This window comes from Clostridium sp. C8-1-8 (genome assembly GCF_009928445.1).
GTDB lineage: Bacteria > Bacillota > Clostridia > Clostridiales > Clostridiaceae > Clostridium_AR.
Genome location: NZ_JAABNO010000039.1, coordinates 1 through 18,806, shown reverse-complemented (window position 1 = coordinate 18,806; position 18,806 = coordinate 1). Strand labels below are relative to the sequence as shown.

The 18,806-nt window shown below is 32.4% G+C and carries 17 protein-coding genes and 1 riboswitch; of the genes, 4 read left to right on the top strand and 13 right to left on the bottom strand.

Translation table 11 applies throughout. From position 1 onward, the window contains the following. Window position 1 precedes the first annotated feature (1 nt). From GXK57_RS23950 to GXK57_RS23910, 9 genes are all read right to left on the bottom strand, one after another. Entirely contained in the window at window positions 2-1,000 is a 999-nt protein-coding gene (locus GXK57_RS23950; RefSeq protein ID WP_160680538.1) for an iron ABC transporter permease, read from the bottom strand. Between the two features lie 11 nt (window positions 1,001-1,011). Continuing rightward, window positions 1,012-1,920: an ABC transporter substrate-binding protein gene (locus GXK57_RS23945; protein WP_160680537.1), complete on the bottom strand. Its 909-nt coding sequence runs from the start codon at window positions 1,918-1,920 to the stop codon at window positions 1,012-1,014. Window positions 1,921-2,075: 155 nt separating this feature from the next. Beyond that, window positions 2,076-2,672: a histidine phosphatase family protein gene (locus GXK57_RS23940; RefSeq protein WP_160680536.1), complete on the bottom strand. Its 597-nt coding sequence runs from the start codon at window positions 2,670-2,672 to the stop codon at window positions 2,076-2,078. A gap of 57 nt (window positions 2,673-2,729) precedes the next feature. Next, entirely contained in the window at window positions 2,730-3,467 is a 738-nt protein-coding gene (gene cobS / locus GXK57_RS23935) for an adenosylcobinamide-GDP ribazoletransferase (RefSeq protein WP_160680535.1), read from the bottom strand. A 1-nt stretch (window position 3,468) separates the two neighbouring features. Continuing rightward, on the bottom strand, window positions 3,469-4,017 hold the full coding sequence (gene cobU / locus GXK57_RS23930) for a bifunctional adenosylcobinamide kinase/adenosylcobinamide-phosphate guanylyltransferase (protein WP_202127783.1): 549 nt from the start codon (window positions 4,015-4,017) through the stop codon (window positions 3,469-3,471). Continuing rightward, window positions 4,014-5,090: a nicotinate-nucleotide--dimethylbenzimidazole phosphoribosyltransferase gene (cobT, locus tag GXK57_RS23925; RefSeq protein WP_160680534.1), complete on the bottom strand. Its 1,077-nt coding sequence runs from the start codon at window positions 5,088-5,090 to the stop codon at window positions 4,014-4,016. Before cobT ends, cobU begins: the two co-directional genes overlap by 4 nt. 366 nt (window positions 5,091-5,456) lie before the next feature. Then, window positions 5,457-5,738: riboswitch (cobalamin riboswitch) on the bottom strand. 35 nt (window positions 5,739-5,773) lie between these two features. Continuing rightward, on the bottom strand, window positions 5,774-6,190 hold the full coding sequence (locus GXK57_RS23920) for a hypothetical protein (protein WP_160680533.1): 417 nt from the start codon (window positions 6,188-6,190) through the stop codon (window positions 5,774-5,776). A gap of 172 nt (window positions 6,191-6,362) precedes the next feature. Further along, window positions 6,363-7,211 (bottom strand): GNAT family N-acetyltransferase, encoded by an 849-nt coding sequence (locus tag GXK57_RS23915; RefSeq protein WP_160680532.1) that lies wholly within the window; start codon window positions 7,209-7,211, stop codon window positions 6,363-6,365. Window positions 7,212-7,655: 444 nt separating this feature from the next. Continuing rightward, window positions 7,656-8,453 (bottom strand): Cof-type HAD-IIB family hydrolase, encoded by a 798-nt coding sequence (locus GXK57_RS23910; RefSeq protein WP_160680531.1) that lies wholly within the window; start codon window positions 8,451-8,453, stop codon window positions 7,656-7,658. Window positions 8,454-8,969: 516 nt separating this feature from the next. Here GXK57_RS23910 and GXK57_RS23905 point away from each other — a divergent pair. Next, the gene (locus GXK57_RS23905; RefSeq protein WP_160680530.1) at window positions 8,970-9,359 is read left to right on the top strand and encodes a VOC family protein; all 390 of its coding nucleotides are present in this window, start codon (window positions 8,970-8,972) and stop codon (window positions 9,357-9,359) included. A gap of 52 nt (window positions 9,360-9,411) precedes the next feature. Here the strand turns inward: GXK57_RS23905 and GXK57_RS23900 are convergent, their stop codons facing one another. Then, window positions 9,412-11,190, bottom strand: a complete 1,779-nt coding sequence (locus GXK57_RS23900; RefSeq protein WP_160680529.1) for a M3 family oligoendopeptidase — start codon at window positions 11,188-11,190, stop codon at window positions 9,412-9,414. A gap of 300 nt (window positions 11,191-11,490) precedes the next feature. Between GXK57_RS23900 and GXK57_RS23895 the strand changes: the two genes are divergently transcribed. The 3 genes from GXK57_RS23895 to GXK57_RS23885 are packed head-to-tail and all read left to right on the top strand — an operon-like array spanning window position 11,491 to window position 13,399. Continuing rightward, entirely contained in the window at window positions 11,491-11,868 is a 378-nt protein-coding gene (locus GXK57_RS23895; protein WP_160680528.1) for a GntR family transcriptional regulator, read from the top strand. A gap of 17 nt (window positions 11,869-11,885) precedes the next feature. Continuing rightward, window positions 11,886-12,749 carry an ABC transporter ATP-binding protein gene (locus tag GXK57_RS23890; RefSeq protein WP_160680527.1) on the top strand — a complete coding sequence of 288 codons (864 nt, stop codon included), beginning with the start codon at window positions 11,886-11,888 and terminating at the stop codon, window positions 12,747-12,749. Further along, window positions 12,746-13,399, top strand: coding sequence for an ABC-2 transporter permease (locus tag GXK57_RS23885; protein WP_160680526.1), 654 nt, complete (start codon window positions 12,746-12,748; stop codon window positions 13,397-13,399). Before GXK57_RS23890 ends, GXK57_RS23885 begins: the two co-directional genes overlap by 4 nt. Window positions 13,400-13,648: 249 nt before the next feature. Here the strand turns inward: GXK57_RS23885 and GXK57_RS23880 are convergent, their stop codons facing one another. From GXK57_RS23880 to GXK57_RS23870, 3 genes are all read right to left on the bottom strand, one after another. Then, window positions 13,649-14,314 carry an HAD family phosphatase gene (locus tag GXK57_RS23880; protein WP_160680525.1) on the bottom strand — a complete coding sequence of 222 codons (666 nt, stop codon included), beginning with the start codon at window positions 14,312-14,314 and terminating at the stop codon, window positions 13,649-13,651. Window positions 14,315-14,365: 51 nt separating this feature from the next. Beyond that, window positions 14,366-15,580 carry a threonine ammonia-lyase gene (gene ilvA, locus GXK57_RS23875; protein ID WP_160680524.1) on the bottom strand — a complete coding sequence of 405 codons (1,215 nt, stop codon included), beginning with the start codon at window positions 15,578-15,580 and terminating at the stop codon, window positions 14,366-14,368. Window positions 15,581-15,924: 344 nt separating this feature from the next. Next, on the bottom strand, window positions 15,925-18,806 hold a 2,882-nt coding region (locus GXK57_RS23870; protein WP_160680523.1), incomplete at its 5' end, for a tandem-95 repeat protein.

Sequence of the window (18,806 nt, the reverse complement as noted above, 5' to 3'; positions counted from 1 at the left end):
TTCATCCTCTCTTTCTTTTCCAAAGAAGATATATAAAAAATGGAGCTCCGAAAATACTAGTGATAGCTCCAACAGGAAGCTCAGTAGGTGCCATTATTGTCCTTGCCAAAGTATCACATGTAAGCAAGAACAGGGCTCCAAGTATGAAGGAGAATGGTATAAGTTCTCTATGATTGGCACCCACTACTAACCTTGCTATATGTGGAATTATAAGTCCTATAAAGCCTATGACTCCACTAACTGATACTATTACAGCAACCATAATTGAGCTCAGTAGTATAATATACTTCTTTAACTTATCAGCCTCTACCCCTAAGGTATATGCAGCCTCATCTCCAGACGCCATTATGTTAAGCTGCCTATAAGATAAATTAAATATGAAGGAGATTAATACTACTATAGGTAATACAACAATTATCTGTTTATATGAAGCTTCATTGAAACTTCCCATGGTCCAATAAACTATTCTTTCCATAGCCTCTCTATGTAGAATCATTGAAAGAGATATCATTGAAGAAAAAAGAAAGTTTATAGCTACCCCGGCAAGTAATAAAGTAGCTGTAGGAAGCTTTTTGCCTACCTTGGCTATGTTATATACTAATAGTAGGGAAACAAAAGCCCCAACAAAAGCAAAAATAGTGGTAAAAAATAAGCCCTTTGCTTCTAGTCTTAATATTATTGCTAATGTGGCTCCTAAAGCCGCTCCTGAAGATATTCCAAGTATATATGGATCAGCCATTGGGTTTTTAAATATTCCTTGAAATACAGCCCCACTTACTCCAAGTCCTGCACCTACTGTCATAGCCAATATTACTCTTGGTAATCTTATATCAAATATTATCTTTCCATATACTGAATCTATATTCGTCCCTATTATCTTCAACCATATTAGTCTAGCCGCCTCAGTAGCTTTTATAGAGGCTGAACCAATGGTAATAGATATTATAGAACATGCTATAAGCAGTATAATGAGACCTACTAACAATCTCTTTTTCTTCATTTTATTACCTCTTAAAAAGCTTCCGGATGAAGGATCTTAGCTAGAGCCTCTAATCCATCTGCCTGTCTTGGCCCTTGCCTAACCAGCATGTTATCATCTATTTCAAAAACCTTATTTGCTTTAACCGCTGAAAGATCTTTATATCTATCTGATTGGATAAATCTTTTTTTAGCATCATATTTATCTGATACTATTATTGTATCAGGGTTATTCTCAACTATCTTTTCAAAACTATACTTCCAGCCCTTCACATCCTTAGCTATATTATCTCCTCCAGCTTTTTCTATAAGCTGGCCAACAAAGGTATCTCCACCTGCAGTATAATCCTCTTTTCCAAAGTCTACAACATAATATAGCTTAACTTTCTTAGCGTTCTTAAGCTTATCTTCTACTTGAGTTACCTTCTTTTTCATTCCATCTACTATCTTTTGACCATCTTCTTTTACCCCAAGTACTTCTGAAGTATCTAAAATATTTTTATAAGCTCCATCGAAACTGTCTTCTCCATAAAGTACAGCTACCTTAATTCCCAAGTCCTCAAGCTTCTTAAGAACCTCCTTTGAAAAGTGAGCCCCTGCTATAACTAAATCAGGTTTAAGCTCTGTTATTTTTTCTATATTAGGATTTTCCAATCCTCCAACCTTTTCTATCTTAGAAACAGCCACTGGATAATCATCATAGTCTGATCTACCAACTAATACATTTTCTTTCTTTAATGCAAATATAGTTTCTGTAGCTCCTGGGGATAAGGTAACAACTCTTTGCGGAACCTTATCTAATGCAACCTCTCTATTATAAGAGTCTGTAATCTTTATTCCTTTAACCTGTTCCTTTTTAGCTTCTTGCTTTTGACAAGCACCTAATGATAAAGCAATAATTAGTGAAAAAAATATTATTGTAATTCTCCTTATATGTTTCAACTGATCTTCCTCCTTTATTTTTACTTTTTATCATATATAGCCACTATTAACCATTGAAAATACTAGCTTTAGCTAGCAAAAGTTTTACACTTTCATTTACAGTAAAAAGTCCCTAAAGCAACCCTCTTCAGTGAATTTTTTCTCATCTAACTTATCTAGCAGTTCAAAACTTCTAAAACCGCACTTCCCTCATATATGGTAAATAGTGTGTAGCAGCCATGATTGATATTAAACTTATAAAAAGCTTCATGTCCTAGCGATAAAAGATGACAAATCGCAGCTCTTACAGTGCCTCCATGTGCAACTACAGCTACAATTTCTTCTCCTTTTGACTCATTTATCACTTTCTCAATCCCTAAGCTCACTCTGGAATAAAAATCCTTAAAACTTTCTCCTTCAGGGAAGGTAAAAGTTCCATAATCCTTAATAAAACTCTGAAATTCATCATGGTAATTGGAATCTATATATCTGTAATCTTTTCCTTCCCATTTACCAAAATCAATCTCATTAAAGGCTGTTTCCTCTAAAAACTTTATATGTTTCTTAGAAAAATCAAAAACCATATCTGCAGTAACTTTTGCTCTTTTTAAGCCTGAATAATAAACTTTGTTAATATTGATTTGTGTAAGTTTGTTCTTTAAATTTATATTTTGTATAGTTCCGTTATCACTTAATGGATAATCGCAAGTTCCTTGATATATTCCTTTATTATTTGCCTCAGTTTCTCCATGTCTTATAAAAATTAACTTCATTAAGAAATCCCCCATCAAAGTAAACACTTCTCTATTAAGTAACTCATATTAGTTGCCTTACATAAGCAAATTGAAAACTATTAAGACAATAACTTCATTTAACTCAATACTTGCCCCCAAAATATCTCCTGTAACTCCATCTAGTCTTTTTTCGATGTAGGTTCTAAAAATCAGTGTAAAGACTACTCCTACAAGTATAACTATGAGACCATTAAGTCTAGCAGCTAAGAGAGTTACACCTATTCCTATAAACAAAGCTAAAAATGAAGTCATTTTAGAAATCTTTCCTATGAATAAGTCTCCTAATCCTTCGCTTTCTCTAGCATACCTTCTCTTGTACATAAGAAGTGTAGCAAGGGACCTACTTATAACAGGAGATATAAAAAGCGCGCTATATAGGTTCATCTTTGGCATATCTTCTATTGCTACAAACCTTAGAAGTATGATAATTATTAGTGCTAAAACTCCGAAGGTTCCTACTCTACTATCTTTCATTATTTCCAGCACTCTTTCCTTATTTCTTCCGGAAAAAATACCATCGGCTGTATCGCTTACGCCATCTAAGTGAAGACCTCCAGTTATGATAATATGCGATAATATAGTAAAAACACTTGGAAGGGCCCCATGAAAAAAGGTGCTGGTCACAAGATATATAAGCATATCTATAGAGCCTACTATAACACCTACAATTGGAAAATACCTCACTGCATCAGCAAAATCTTCTCTTTTCACTTCTAAACTCAAGTTTATTGGTATCCTAGTCATAAACTGTATGATCAAAATAAGATTTTTCAATTTACTCCCCCTTAATTCTTACAGGTAATCCCGAAACCACCAAATAAACCTCATCCGCTGCTTTTGCTATTCTTTGATTTACTCTTCCTGCGATATCTCTGAACTCTCTAGATAATTTATTTTCTGGTACTATGCCGCTTCCTACTTCATTAGTAACAATAACAACCTTGCAGCCTGTATCTTTAAGTACCTTTATAAGTTCATCAATTTGGTAAATTATCTTATCTTCAATCAATCCATAGTCATTATCTTTATCTTCGTTAAAACTCTCTAGTAATATATTTGAAATCATTATGGTTATACAGTCTAAGATTATTCCATCATATTCTTGACAACCTATATTACTAAATGCATCTTTAAAGTTCTTATAAGCTTCTAAGGTATCCCAATAATCAGGCCTTTGATTCTTATGTTTTTTTACCCGTTCCTTCATCTCATCATCAAAGGGTATTGAAGTCGCTATATACAAAACTTTAGAAAAATCCTTTAGCAGTGATTCCCCAAAGGAAGACTTTCCACTTCTTGCTCCTCCAGTTACTAATGTAATCATGATTTATTCTCCCATAATCCTTTATAATTTTGTAAATCCACATTTCCTTCCTCAAAGGTAGCCATTTCATTCATTACCCTGGTAGCAGCCTCTATTATGTTAAATGCTATAGGGCATCCAGACCCTTCACCTAGTCTCATACCTAAATCTAAAATAGGTTCTAAACCTAACTGCTCCATAATCAAGTTATAACCTTTTTCTAAGGATATATGAGAAGGAAACATAAACTCTTTGGATAAAGGTTCTATTCTATAAGCCAAAAGAGCTGCTATCGCAGAAATAAAACCATCTATCACCACAGGAAGCCTGCAACTTGCTGCCCCTAAATATACCCCTACAAGACCAGCTATATCAAAGCCTCCAACCTTATGAAGTACTTCTATAGGATCCTCAGCATTAGGTTTATTAACCTCTAGAATTTGCTTAATAACCTGAAGCTTTTTTTTCATTCCCTGATCCGTAAGACCAGCTCCTCTACCAACTGCTTTATCTATAGAGCATCCAGTCAAAGCCATAAGTACTGATGAACTAGAAGTAGTATTGCCGATGCCCATCTCTCCAGTTCCTATAAGCTTATAGCCTTCCTCTTTAAGCTTATAAACTAAATCAAACCCAACTTTAATTGCCTTAACTGCTTCTTCTCTAGTCATTGCTTCGCCTTTAGCTATATTAGAAGTACCTTTCCTTATCTTACAGTTTATTAATGATTTATGAGTTATATCCTCCTTAATTCCGATGTCTACAACCTTTAGATCACAGCTATTGTGTCTTGCTAGAACTCCAACTCCTGTTATCCCCTTTAAAAAATTAATTGTTTGAGTTGCAGTAACTATCTGTGGAGCAGAAGCTACCCCTTCTTCGCAAACACCATTGTCTGAACACATTATGACAATAGTTTTCTTATCTACATGATTGTTCAAGGCTCCAGTTATCCCAGCTAATCTTATAGCCATATCTTCAAGCTTTCCAAGACTTCCTATAGGCTTCACTAAGTGATCTACTCTTTTTTTTGCTTCAAGCATTTTATCTGTATATAGTGGTTTTATATTTTCCATAAAGTACAATTCTTTCATCTTGCCTCAATCCCCCAATAACAATCGCCAATAGACACTGACTTTTAACTATATAAATTTTTCAAACCCATATTAGCAAATTCTTTGAATTCAATAAGCTTCACTTTTAATGAATAGCCTAAACCTTTAAACATTATATTTATAATGAGAAGTTGTTATACTGTAAAAAAATTAGAGGACCTCCCTAAGGAGGCCCTCTTAAAACAAGCACTATAATTACTGTATGTATAAACAATTGTTATATAAAAATATTCCTCTAAGGTATTTTTTAGCTTAGAGCAACGCATTTTTATAAAACAGATAACTCCATTATGTTAAGGAGTAAACCATAAAACAGCTTATATTTTAGTAACTTTTCCACCCCGGAAAATTAACTTTTCTTATGGCAGGTTTTCTGGCTTTGAATCATCCTACTTTCTGCTCCTTCCCAAGTTATGCAAAAAACTCTCGTTCCCTAAAACTATGCTATAAATGCTTTTTATAAAAGCTTTTAAAGATAGAAATATTGAAACAGTAACGCATGAACTCAGTGGATCTAATGCAGATTTTGTCATCATCACAGTAACGGGGGCTGCAAAGGTCTTTCACCTTTTTCCCTTTTACCTTCTAGTGTATATCAATAGAAGCACCTATAAGAACTTATTAAATTGTCACCTAAATTATAGTATTCGTCTATTACATAGTCAATACTTTAGCTTTTGTTTTTCCTTGCCTTTTTTTGAATGTTGTTTTATGAGGTATGATACTATTCTTATTATTACATAGATTATAAATATATACAAAAATCCCCACACGCCGGCTACTATATCTGCAAATTCCATATTCCCACGTTTTGTTATCTTCTGCTCTATCTCTATACCAAATACTATAACCAAAAGTACTGTAAATGTGTATATAAAGGATATAGCTGTTATACTATACTTGGAAAGCTTCCTAAACGCTATTTGAGTTACTGCAAAAATCAGCATTCCAGCTATACCTATTATTATGAAGTGAAGCTGCTTGTCTGTAAAGTTGTATCCTGATTGCTGAGCACTTTGTATAATAGCATCATGGATGTCATTTACAGCTTTCATAAATGCTTTTATCAATGGTACCATAAATATCCCCCCTTATCCCTTAATTTATATATTATACATATTATCTTAAAGCTTCAACTAGTAAATTTTATTTAATGAGCTCTATATAGAACCTTAATTTATACTTATTCGAAAATCCTACTCTTTAGGATTTTCAAGCATGTATAATAAATTAATAGTTGAATTAGAAACTCTATAGAACCTTATACATCTCATATTGGGATAATGCTACTTTCTTAAACCCATTTTTAGCTAAAAAGCCGAAGGCACTGCTATTATTGGCAAAGTTAGTTGTAATCATATTTAAGGCCAATTCTTTTACAGAATAAGTAGTCATAGAAGATCCTACTCCTTTATACCTGAATTCCTTATCTACATAGATAAAACCTAACTTACCTGATTGATTTATACTCATCCCACCTATCAGTTTACCTTCAAAAAAAGCTCCATAATAACAGTAATCTTCAGATAGACTTACGGATTCAAAACTATTTTGCCAATTCATATGACCATCATATCTACTACAGACATCCTTATACTGATCTACTGATATGCTCTTTAAAGCTATTTTTTTATTATGATACCTTTTTAAGTTTCCTAAATTATCATTAGAGTAGTAGGATATATCATAGACTTTACAGTATCCCATTTTTTTATAAAAAGCTATAGCTCTTTCATTTCCAACTATCACTTCTAAGAACAGTTGGCTGCAGCCTTTATTCTGAGCAGTCTCTTGGTGAAGTTGGAACAACCTTTTACTTATCCAGCCTCCTCTATACTCCGGATGTATAGCCAATCCCCCACATCTTAAGGTTTTTACTCCTTCGTAATCCTTTATTCCTCCTAACATAAGGCCAATAGGTTTCGTCCCATCATATACAACAAAAGAATCTTCCTTTGAATTTCCTTCTGCTCCGAAGAACCTTTTCTCAAATTCACACTTAGTTATATTAAATTTGATAATATAGTCCGAAAATCCATCTTCAAATGCTTTGAATACATCATCAATACCTACCTCTAAACAACTCCTATACTTTATCATATAACCCTCCCCTAAGCATTTATAAATTCAAAGTCTTTTTACCCTTTAACTCTAGCTATATTTCCTAAATTCTCTCATCAAGTAGTATAGCTTTCCTCTGCACATTGCCCATAATAACTACTGACTCAAATATAATTTTCTCATAATTAGCATACTAAATTTGAGATTCTTGTTATAATATTACTATAATATTGCTATTTTTTACAAGTAATATATACTATTTTAAAATTTTATTAATATGTAATTATTACCACATAACTTCAATTTGCCTATTATTACTTAGGATTTTAGGTTGTTGTAAATTTCACTTTTTATATATCTATATTTGATAAACCATTACTTTTTACATGATTAAATTATCATATTAATAGTTGAGAGAATTAATAAAGGTACAATAAAAGACTTTTTATTAGTCATTTATTGTACCTTGTATAGAAGTGTAATTTACGCATCTTTTTTGAGAACTTCTCTTTCAATTACATCAATTACACCATTATCATCATTACTTTTAGCTATAAATCTTCCATACTTTTTTAATTCTTCTGGAGCATTAATCATAACATAACTATGATAAGCATTTTGAAGCATTTGAACATCATTAAAATAATCTCCAAATACCATTGTTTCTTCATGGGTTATATTAAACTTCTCCTGAAGAAAGTTGATAGCAACGCCTTTATTAACGTCTTTTCTTCCTAGGTCTAGCCAATTTTGACCTGAAACTGCTAGTTGTAGTTCTTTTCCCCACTTTTCATTGAGTATCTTATAGGAATTTTCTGCTGAACCTTTAAAGTCGTATACTGCTATCTTTAAAATATCATCTTCAACTGACTCTAAATCATCCACCTTCATCATCTTATGATAATATTTTTCTACTTCCTTATTGAATAAAGTGTTTTCAGACTCTATATAAGCACACTTCTTCCCACAAACAACGGCATGGCAGTGATCTATTTCCCTTACATCCCTCACTATCTCCATCGCAATATCTCTAGATAAAGTCTTTGAAAATAACTCTTCTCCATTATGAACCACAAAGGAACCATTCTCCGCCGCAAATAACATCTTGTCCTTAGCTTTTCCAAAGTTATTTGCCAAAGTATAGTATTGTCTTCCACTAGCAGCTACAAATATTACACCTTTATCTGCTAACTCATCTAAAGTATCAAAAAAACCTTCTGGAAGCTCCCCCTTGCTATTAAGTAATGTTCCATCCATATCTGTTGCGATTAATTTTATCATCAAACAACCTCCATATATAAATTAATATAAATTTATATCAATTAACTTTTGTTTAATATTTAAAGTACATACACTTGTACATATTACATACTTAATAATTGCTCTTTACAAGTACAGTTTATCATATATATAATCATAAATCCAATTGGCTACATAAAAGCTTCTTATACTTCCACAAAGACCTTATCATTGGAATTCAAAAGCATTACCTGTAAATTTTAATTGGTTTTTAATTTAGGCAACATTAATGTATCTTAGTTCTGGCTACTTTATTTCAATAAGGTAATTTAAAAAGCCTAAAATTATAATAGTATATGTAGTCCAAGGATATGATACAATATTATTAAAGAACTTACTGTAACTACATTAAAAAGTACTTTATAGGTAATAAACATAGTGTTGAGGTTAAATATTAAATCATCTTATGATTTAATTCCTACTAACTTATAACTAATTATTTAGTTTCAACATTTATGTTAAATATATCTTTAATAAATTAAAAGAAAGGTTGATTCAATGAGAATAGCACACTTAGCATTATGGACTAGAGACTTAGAAAGGACAAAAGATTTTTATGTAAAATACTTTAATGCAACATATAACGAGAAGTATTATAATGAGAAAACAAGATTCAGCTCTTATTTTCTATCCTTTGATGATGGGACTAAGTTAGAAATAATGGAGAAACCCACCATACTCTCAATAAATGTTTCCAAAAGTTATGAGTGCTTCGGTTATGCTCATATAGCATTCTCAGTGGGAAGTAAAGAAAAAGTAGATGACCTTACAAACATATTAGTAAACGATGGCTACGCCCTTATAAGTGGTCCACGAACCACTGGAGATGGATATTATGAAAGTTGCATCCTAGATGCAGAGGGAAATAGAATAGAAATAACTATGTAAAATAGAGGTATAGTAGTGTATATTGATTACCACACTACTATACCTCCTTATATTATCTTTCTTTGCTAAGTTCTATAAACTTTTCTATATCCTCTTCCACTATCTTTAATGAGCTTCTCCAGAAATCTACAGAGTGTATATCTATTCCCATAACCTTAGTAACATCTGCTATATTCCTATCTCCTGTTACTGCAAGAAGATTATCGTAAGCTTCTACAAACTCCTCTCCTCTTTTCAAATATTCAGCATAAAGTCCTTTGGCAAATAGTAGTCCAAAGGCATAAGGGAAATTGTAGTAATTATATGCAGCATCGTAATAGTGTGGTTTGCATGCCCACATATAAGGATGTAGATATTCTGGATCTAATCCATCCCCGTAAGAATCTTTTTGAGCTTGTAGCATTATTTCCTTTAGATCCTCTGCACTTAAAGCACTTTCTTCTCTTCTTCTAAATAACTCACTTTCAAATAAAAATCTTGAATATATATCAACTATTACTTGAGTACAGTCTCCAATCTCAGTTTCTAATATTGAGAAAGCTTCCTCTTTTGTTGCAGTCTTTACAGCAGCCTTCTTTATTATAGTTTCACAGAAGGTAGATGCAGTTTCTGCTATAGGCATAGGATAATCTGAGTTTAACGGGCTTTTATCTCTTACACAATAATCATGGTATCCGTGACCAAGTTCATGAGCTAAAGTAACCACATCACTAAACGCTCCCCCATAATTTAATAAGAATCTACTTTCTTTTATAAAATGAAGACCTGAACAGAATGCACCACCAACTTTCCCTTCCTTAGGCATTACATCTATCCAATCTTTATCAAAAGCCATCCTAGCAAAGTCTGCAAGCTTATCGCTAAATGTTCTAAAATTATCCTCAACGAACTTTTGCCCTTTTTCATATGGAAACTCCATATTTACATCTCCCATAGGTGCAAAAAGTTCATAAAATGGCAGACCATTCTTATAGCCTAAAAGCTCAGCTTTCTTTCTTAGGTACTTTCTAAAAGAAGGTAAACTTTCTTTCATAGCAGTAAGCATTGCTTCCAAAGATTCTTTATCCATTCTTGACTTTATTAAGTTTTCTTCAAGAGGAGACTCATATCCCCTTAGCTTAGCTACTGTAATAACTTCTCCTTTTATTCCATTTAGCGCTGCTGCCACTCCATCTTCTATTTTTTTATAAGAAGCTAATTCTGCCTCATATGCAGCTTTTCTCACCTTAGGATCTTTATCATTTGCCATATTTCTGACAACAGTAAGAGGAAGTTCTTTCTTTTCTCCATCTATGTCTATATCTACTAAAACTGTAGAAGTTAAAAGATCTCTAAGCTTTGACCATGAGTTAGAACCAGTATTACGAAGCTTAGCAATCAAGGCTTCTTCTTTATCACTTAGTATATACTTGCTTCCTTCAGCAATCTCTGTTAGGAAAAATTTATGTTCAGATAAAAGTCCTGAAGCATCTATTAATTTGTCTATATCCTTAATCTCCCCTATCCACTTCTTTATCTTAGCCTCTGGCTCTGCAAATCTACTTACTTTATCTTGTAAAATATCAGAATACTTCAATCCTTCTTTGTTTTTTGTGTCTACACTTAATGTAAGATTTATAAAAGAAAATAATCTTCTTATCAAGTTATCAAGTTCTATAGATGTATTTATATATTCTTCTAGTTTATTTGTTTCATCATCATGAGAAGAACATATCCTCTCAGCCATTTCCTCATATGTCTCAGAAAACTTATCAGCTTTTGATAAGTCATTTAAAAAATCCGCTCCTTCAAAAGAACTATAAATTTCTTTTAAACTCCAATTTAAACTCATAATAATCCTCCCATTTTCTATATATGCTTAATGTATTATTTCATAGTAATAGTTACTTTACTTAAGTAAATTATAGCATTTATTGTATATTAATCTAGGGAATTTTTAGCAATAATAAAAATATTTTAACGTTATAGTACATTTTTATCATCAATTTTAATTATCTTATATTATTTTCATAAAAAGTATGATAGCTATTTCATATAAATTCTAAAATAATAATTGACTAACTATTCGACTCTGTATATACTGTCTATATACAGTATATATACACTACTTCTTTGCAAAGGAGCTTATTATATGAGAATAATTATCTCGAATACATCTGGAGAACCAATTTATGAACAGATATCTACACAAATAAAAAATCTTATATTCACAGGCGAGCTATCTGAAGGTGATGCGCTTCCTTCTATTAGAAGTCTAGCTCAAGAATTAAAGATTAGCGTAATAACAACCAAAAGAGCTTATGAAGAACTTGAAGGCGAAGGTTTTATTGAGACCATCCCTAGCAAAGGTTCATACGTATCTAGAAGGAATAAAGAATTAATGAAAGAAAAGCATTTAAAGCTTATTGAAGATAAATTAATTGAAGTATTAGATGAAGCTAATTTATTAAATTTATCTTTAGATGATTTAAAGGATATGCTGCAAATTTTATATGATAGCAGTAAATAACACTCTGGAGGATTTATATGAATAATATTTTAGAGATATCAGACCTTTCAAAATCCTATAAGGACTTTTCCTTAACTAATTTAAATCTTACGCTTGAGCGTGGATATATAATGGGTTTTATCGGACCTAATGGAGCTGGAAAAAGTACAACTATAAAACTTATAATGAACCTTCTAAAAAAGGATTCTGGAACTATAAAAATATTTGGTTTAGATAACATATCTCACGAAAGAACAGTAAAAGAAAAAATAGGTTTTGTTTATGATGAACCCCACTTCTACGAAGAGTTAAATACAGAAGAGATGAAGAATATTATGTGTCGCTTTTATAAATCTTGGGATAATAATAGCTTTAATAAGTATCTGTCTGAGTTCTCTATCCCTAAAGATAAAAAGATAAAAGCTCTTTCTAAAGGGATGAAAATGAAATATTCCCTTGCTATAGCGCTTTCTCATAATGCTGAACTTATAATAATGGATGAACCAACTTCAGGCTTAGATCCTGTTTTCAGAAGCGAAATGTTAGACATTTTGCATTCTATAATTCAAGATGAAAATAAAGCTATCTTTTTCTCCACCCACATAACTACAGACTTAGAAAAAATAGCTGATTATATTACTTTCATAAACAATGGAAGAATACTATTTTCCAAAGAAAAAGATGAAATACTGGAAACTTATAAAATTGTAAAAGGCGATAAGTCATTGCTACACAAGGATAACAGTACCTATTTTATAAATATAAGAGAAAATTCTTTTGGTTTTGAAGCCTTAACCAATAACAGTGCACAGGTAACTAAAATTTTTGGTGATAAAGTACTTATTGAAAGAGCTTCTCTAGAAGACATAATGGTTTATTCTGTAAGGAGTGATAAAAGATGATCAATCTAGTATTTAAAGATTTATTAATACAAAAAAAGTCTATCTATATTGCTATACTATATGGTTTCATTTTCAGCTTAATATTATCAAGAGCTTCTACCCCAGATGGAATTTTTATTGCAGTTCCGTCAGTTATAGCTTATCTTTTTATTAGTTATGCCTGTGCTTATGATGATAAAAACAGTTCTGACCTAATGTTAAACAGCCTTCCAATCAATAGAAGAGATATAGTATACGCTAAGTATTTATCTATAATTGTGTATCTAATTATTAGTATATGTATTTCATTTATATTTACTTCATTGGTTAAGTACTCAGGCTTTAGTACCCTTAATAGATTAATGACTTTTGAAGATGCAATAGGTTGCTTTGCTAGTATTATATTTTTAAGTTCAGTCTATTACCCTATATACTTCAAATTAGGATATCTAAAATCCAGATATATCAGTATGTTCCTCATGTTAGGTGCCATATTTATCCCTACTGCTATATTCAATTTACTGGGCAATAATATTGCTACATATATTGTCAATTATCTAAGTACTTTATCAGAGAATGTACTAAAACTGATAGTCCTATTCGTATTATTTATTATTTGGTCACTTTCACTTGCTATCTCTATGAATATCTACTTAAAGAAAGATTTATAAAAATACACTTAATTTATACACGCTCGAAAATCGCAACATTTGAAGATTTTAGGTCATGCATAATTAATAGTTGAGTTAGTGAATCTATAAAGATGTACTACTTCAATCCGAAATCTATTTTCAAAACACCTTTAGGTTTTGGGAAGAGAATTTGAAAATATAAATTTTATTATGAAGTGGTACATCTATATAAAAGCTTATATTTTCAGATTTAACTGGTACATCTTTAGCCTAAGTCATAGCACCGGTTTATATTTCTTCAAATAATTTCTTTAAATTGATAACCTCTATTAAATCAGCTACCTTTGCATAAGCCTTCCTTACATGTTCTTCTGAAGGCTCAACTAAATCAGGAATTAAGACACATCTTATACCACCTGCTACAGCCGCCTCTAAGCCTCTTGCTGAATCTTCAAGAACTATTGCCTTATCAGGTGTAACCTCTAATTTATCGCATGCTGTTAAGAATATCTCAGGATCTGGCTTTCCTTTAGTAACCTCATCTCCGCAAATAATTCTATCAAACTTATCATAGATTCCAGCAAGCTTAAGAAGCTTTGCTGCTCTATCTCTGCTGCTTGAGGTAGCTACTGCTTTTTTTATATTATTTTTCTCTAAGAATTCAAGAATATCTACTAGTCCTTTTTTTATACCTAGCCCCTCTTCTTCTATTATCTTATCTATAAACTTACCATGTTTCATATATATTTCTTCGAAAGGAAACGCATCACCAAAGGTCTCTTTAAAGTGATTTGCTATAGAGTTTCTGTTCATTCCTATTAGACCCAAAGCAAATTCCATTGAAATCTCATAATCATATAACTTTCCTGCTTCTTTCCACGCTCTCTTAGATACAACTTCAGTATCAAACATCAATCCATCCATATCAAAAATAACTAATTCAATCTTGCTCATAATAACCTCCAACTAAATATTGTGACTTTATACTACTAAAATTTTAGTTATTTAATACACCTTAATTATCTTGAATCCATTTTTCTCAAGCTCATCAGTTATCAAATGAACATGTTCATGTCCATTTGTCTCTACAGTTACCTCCAACTGAACCTTCATAAATGCATCAAAGGTTTTAAACTTATTATGGTCTAGTTTAATTATATTGGCATTAACACTAGCTAAAACTTGAGATATTCTTTGTAATTGGCCTGGCTTATCTAGTAGTTCTACAGTAAAACAGAACTTTCTTCCACGGGATACAAGTCCTCGGTCTATCATGGCTGCAATGGTTAAAACGTCTATATTACCACCACTTATAACACAGGCTATCTTCTTGTCTTTCTCTCTAATCTTTCTCAGCGCTGCTAGTGGAAGAACCCCTGAGGTCTCACCTATGAGCTTGTGCTTTTCCAAAAGTATTAGAAATGCTTCCATTACCTCTAGATCAGAAACTGTAACTATTTCATCCACATATTCTTTTATTATTGAGAAATTTAGATCTCCTGGGGTTTTTACAGCAACACCGTCTGCTATAGTCTTAACACTTTCGAGAGATACTACCTTATTCTTTTCTAATGACAACTTAACTGCATTAGCTCCCTCTGGTTCTACCCCTATAATTTTAACATTAGGATTTATAAGTTTAGCAGCTACAGCTATTCCGCTTATAAGCCCTCCTCCACCAACAGGAACTATTATGCAGTCCATATCTTTTATCTCATCAAAAATTTCTATAGCTATAGTACCTTGTCCCTCTATAACATCTACGTCATTAAACGGGTGCACAAATGTATATCCATTCTCTTTCTCTAATCTTTTAGCTTCTTCGTAAGCTTCATCGTAGCAATCTCCGTGAAGTACTACATTTGCTCCAAAGCTTCTAGTTGCTTCTACCTTTATAAGTGGAGTTGCTTTTGGCATAACAATAGTTGCCTTAACACCTAATTTTTGAGCTGCTAGAGCAACCCCTTGAGCATGATTACCTGCTGAAGAAGTTATAAGACCTTTTTCCTTATCTTCCTTAGTGAGCTTACTTATCTTATTGTAGGCTCCTCTTATCTTAAACGCTCCTGTAACTTGTAAGTTCTCAGGTTTTATATATATTTCATTTCCTGATTCCTTGCTAAAAATGTTGCTATAAATAAGTTTAGTATCTTTCAAGACTTCTTTTATTCTTGCACTAGCTTCTAAAAACTGTCCCTTTGTGAACTCTTTATGTTCCATTAATACTGCCCCCTACTTTATATCAGAAAATAGGCTCGTTCCAATAATAATTGAAGACGAGCCTTGTGTAACTTGTTTATAAATTATCATATTTATTACATAAATATTCTATCAAATATAGTATATTTTGTGAAGCACTGGGCAGAATAAATACCTATCATTTTAACAAAAGCTCTGTTGAAATTAAGTTGTAAATAATCCGATGCTTTGATGAGCCTACACAAATAATTAATTACTATAAAAATCCGGAATGTGAATAAATAAAAGAGACACTGCTGATTATTCATCAACAGTGTCTAATTATTTCTTTAGCTATTACTATTAATAGCTTACTAATGAGTTTATTAGCTTCTCTTAGGTTTAAGAGTCAAGCCTAATCCTGAAAGTATTAATATGGTTCCAAGTGCAACTAATCCATTCATATCAACTTCTGATCCAGTCTTAGGTAACTGTTTAATAACTTCTGCTGCAGCCTTAGCATTCATTGAAAAATCATGCTTTACTATTTCTTTACCTACTGATATAACTGGACTTGTATAAGTTTCATATCCATCCTTTGCTGCAACTACATAGTAATCAGCATCAGGGAATACCATATATGCATACTTACCAAAGTCATCAGAGAATTGAGGGTTAGCATTGTCTGCTGGTGGGAACTCTGCAACTTTAGGTAAATCTACAAGAGTTCCAGGCTTTCTTCCTGCTAATATATTTCTAGTAGTATTTGCATAGTATAATTTAACATTTACACCTGTAATTATTTTATGGCTTATACTATCAGTTATTGTACCATATGGGTCAATCAATGCAGAACTAAGATTGATTTCTCCATCTTGATTCATAGCGACCTTCATACTACCAATTATAATCTTTTGTCCATTAGGTAGAGTATATTTTACTGCAAATTTATACTCTTGTCCTTTTTCTAATCCATCTGCACTAAATACACCTTTATCATTGGCTGAATTATATATATGAGTACTTACTCCTGATGAAATTAACTTATCATCGCTATCATAAACATCAAAGCTTAGGTTAGAGTAATCTTTTAACAGTGAATCCTCACCATTAGGTTTCTTAAATAATACTAATCCAGCAGCAGTTTTATCCGAAGTAAAGGACTCATTACCAGTTCCAGTAATGCTATCTACTGTACTCTTCTGATTAAAGGTAACCATTTTAGTTTGATTTCCTATAACTACTGGTTTAGTAATACTAACATCATAGGTTACTCCACCCTTAGGTATAGCAATCTTATATTTACCATCAGCTCCAGTTATAAGCTTCGTATAGAAATCTATAACCCCATCATTGTTAAAGTCTTTTGATACCTCAATAACAGCATCTTTTACAGGCAACTTTGTGGTATTGTCCACAACAACTCCAGTTAAAGTTCCAGGCTCAAAATTAATAGTTATTTTCTCTGAAGCATATAAGCCTCTTGATTTGTCTTCTACTACAGCTGTTACTGGTACACTTACGCTCTTTACACTTTCAATGTTAGCAGATCTATAAAGTACTTTAGCTAAACCATTGCTATCAGTTTTAACTACACTTCCATTAGGGAAGCTTCCCATAGGAGCATTGAAGATAACTTCAGTATTGGCTAAAGGCTTATTATTCTTATCTGTAACCTTTACTGTAAGGGTGGTAGTCTGAATTCCATCTCCAATAATAGTTGTTGGATTTGCATTTAAACTTATGACAAAGTTAACCAATCTAGCATCTACTCTGACCTCATCAGTTGAAGTCTTATCCTTAGCAACACCTACTGAAAGAGTTTGAGTACTGTACTTTGAGTTCTTAACTAATAAGTTGTAGCTACCCAATTTTATGTTTTTAAAATAGTAATTTCCATTATTATTAGATACTACTGTAGCTACAAGATTGTTTGATAAATCTCTAAGTTCAACAGTAGAACCTGGCAATATAACTCCTGTAATTTGATCAGTTACTGTACCTAGAAGATTAAGAGTAGCATCAACAGTTATATTTACATTTGATACAGCAGTTACACCCTTACCATCGCTTACAGATACCTTAAAGCTATCATTTCCACTAAAGCCTGTCTTAGGTGTGTAGCTCCATCTTCCACTCTTCGAATCTAAGGTTATACTTCCATTGTTCGGTTCACTTACTATGGCGTATAGTAACTCATCATTATTTTCATCAAGTCCAACTATGCTATCTGATACTGACTTATTCATAGTAGTAGTTCTAGAATAGTTTTCTACTGTAGGGTCTGCATTAAGAACTTTTATAAAAATAGTAGTAGTAGCTGTTCCTCCTTTGCCATCACTTACAACAACCATAAAGCTATCATTTCCACTGAAGCCTTTCTTAGGACTATAAGTCCATTGTCCTGTAGTCTCATTTATAACTACTGAACCATTAGTTGGTTTGTTAAAAGAAGAAATTGAATAAGTAAGCTTATCATTATCTACATCAGCACCTATTACGGATCCTGATACTGGTTTGTAATATGGAGTATTCTTACTATAGCTTGAATCTACTGTAGGTCCATCATTTACTGGTTTTACAGTTATATTAACTATTGCTGGTGCTGAATCAACATCTCCATCATTTGCTTTAAAGCTAAAGCTGTCTGATCCATTGTAGTCCTTGTTTGGAGTATAGGTGAAGGTTCCATCTTCGTTTAGCTTTAGGGTTCCATGAGATGGTGCTTTAACTACATAGTACTTTAAGCTGTCTCCATCTACATCTGAACCTGTAACTGTTCCATTTAAAACTTTATCTTCATCTGTGTTTAAATTTTGTCCAAAAGCACTTGGTATGTCATTCACTGGATTAACAGTTATATTAACTGTTGCTGGTGCTGAATCAATATCTCCATCATTTGATCTAAAGCTAAAGCTATCTTGTCCATTGTAGTCCTTGTTTGGAGTATAGGTGAAGGTTCCATCCTCATTTAGCTTTATGGTTCCATGAGTTGGTGCTTTTACTACATAGTACTTTAAGCTATCTCCATCTACGTCTGAACCTGTAACTGTTCCACTTAAGATCTTATCCTCATCTGTGTTTAAGCTTTGTCCAAAAGCACTTGGTGTATCATTCACTGGATTAACAGTTATACTAACTGTTGCTGGTGCTGAATCAACATCTCCATCATTTGCTTTAAAGCTAAAGCTGTCTGATCCATTGTAGTCCTTATTTGGAGTATAGGTAAAAGTTCCATCTTCATTTAGTTTTAAAGTTCCATGAGTTG

Bases quoted from the DNA above. Each gene is read 5' to 3' on its own strand.
- GXK57_RS23950 (WP_160680538.1), bottom strand. From the start codon at position 1,000: ATGAAGAAAAAGAGATTGTTAGTAGGTCTCATTATACTGCTTATAGCA.
- GXK57_RS23940 (WP_160680536.1), bottom strand. From the start codon at position 2,672: ATGAAGTTAATTTTTATAAGACATGGAGAAACTGAGGCAAATAATAAA.
- cobU (WP_202127783.1), bottom strand. From the start codon at position 4,017: ATGATTACATTAGTAACTGGAGGAGCAAGAAGTGGAAAGTCTTCCTTT.
- cobT (WP_160680534.1), bottom strand. From the start codon at position 5,090: ATGAAAGAATTGTACTTTATGGAAAATATAAAACCACTATATACAGAT.
- GXK57_RS23920 (WP_160680533.1), bottom strand. From the start codon at position 6,190: ATGGTACCATTGATAAAAGCATTTATGAAAGCTGTAAATGACATCCAT.
- GXK57_RS23915 (WP_160680532.1), bottom strand. From the start codon at position 7,211: ATGATAAAGTATAGGAGTTGTTTAGAGGTAGGTATTGATGATGTATTC.
- GXK57_RS23910 (WP_160680531.1), bottom strand. From the start codon at position 8,453: ATGATAAAATTAATCGCAACAGATATGGATGGAACATTACTTAATAGC.
- GXK57_RS23905 (WP_160680530.1), top strand. From the start codon at position 8,970: ATGAGAATAGCACACTTAGCATTATGGACTAGAGACTTAGAAAGGACA.
- GXK57_RS23900 (WP_160680529.1), bottom strand. From the start codon at position 11,190: ATGAGTTTAAATTGGAGTTTAAAAGAAATTTATAGTTCTTTTGAAGGA.
- GXK57_RS23895 (WP_160680528.1), top strand. From the start codon at position 11,491: ATGAGAATAATTATCTCGAATACATCTGGAGAACCAATTTATGAACAG.
- GXK57_RS23890 (WP_160680527.1), top strand. From the start codon at position 11,886: ATGAATAATATTTTAGAGATATCAGACCTTTCAAAATCCTATAAGGAC.
- GXK57_RS23885 (WP_160680526.1), top strand. From the start codon at position 12,746: ATGATCAATCTAGTATTTAAAGATTTATTAATACAAAAAAAGTCTATC.
- GXK57_RS23880 (WP_160680525.1), bottom strand. From the start codon at position 14,314: ATGAGCAAGATTGAATTAGTTATTTTTGATATGGATGGATTGATGTTT.
- ilvA (WP_160680524.1), bottom strand. From the start codon at position 15,580: ATGGAACATAAAGAGTTCACAAAGGGACAGTTTTTAGAAGCTAGTGCA.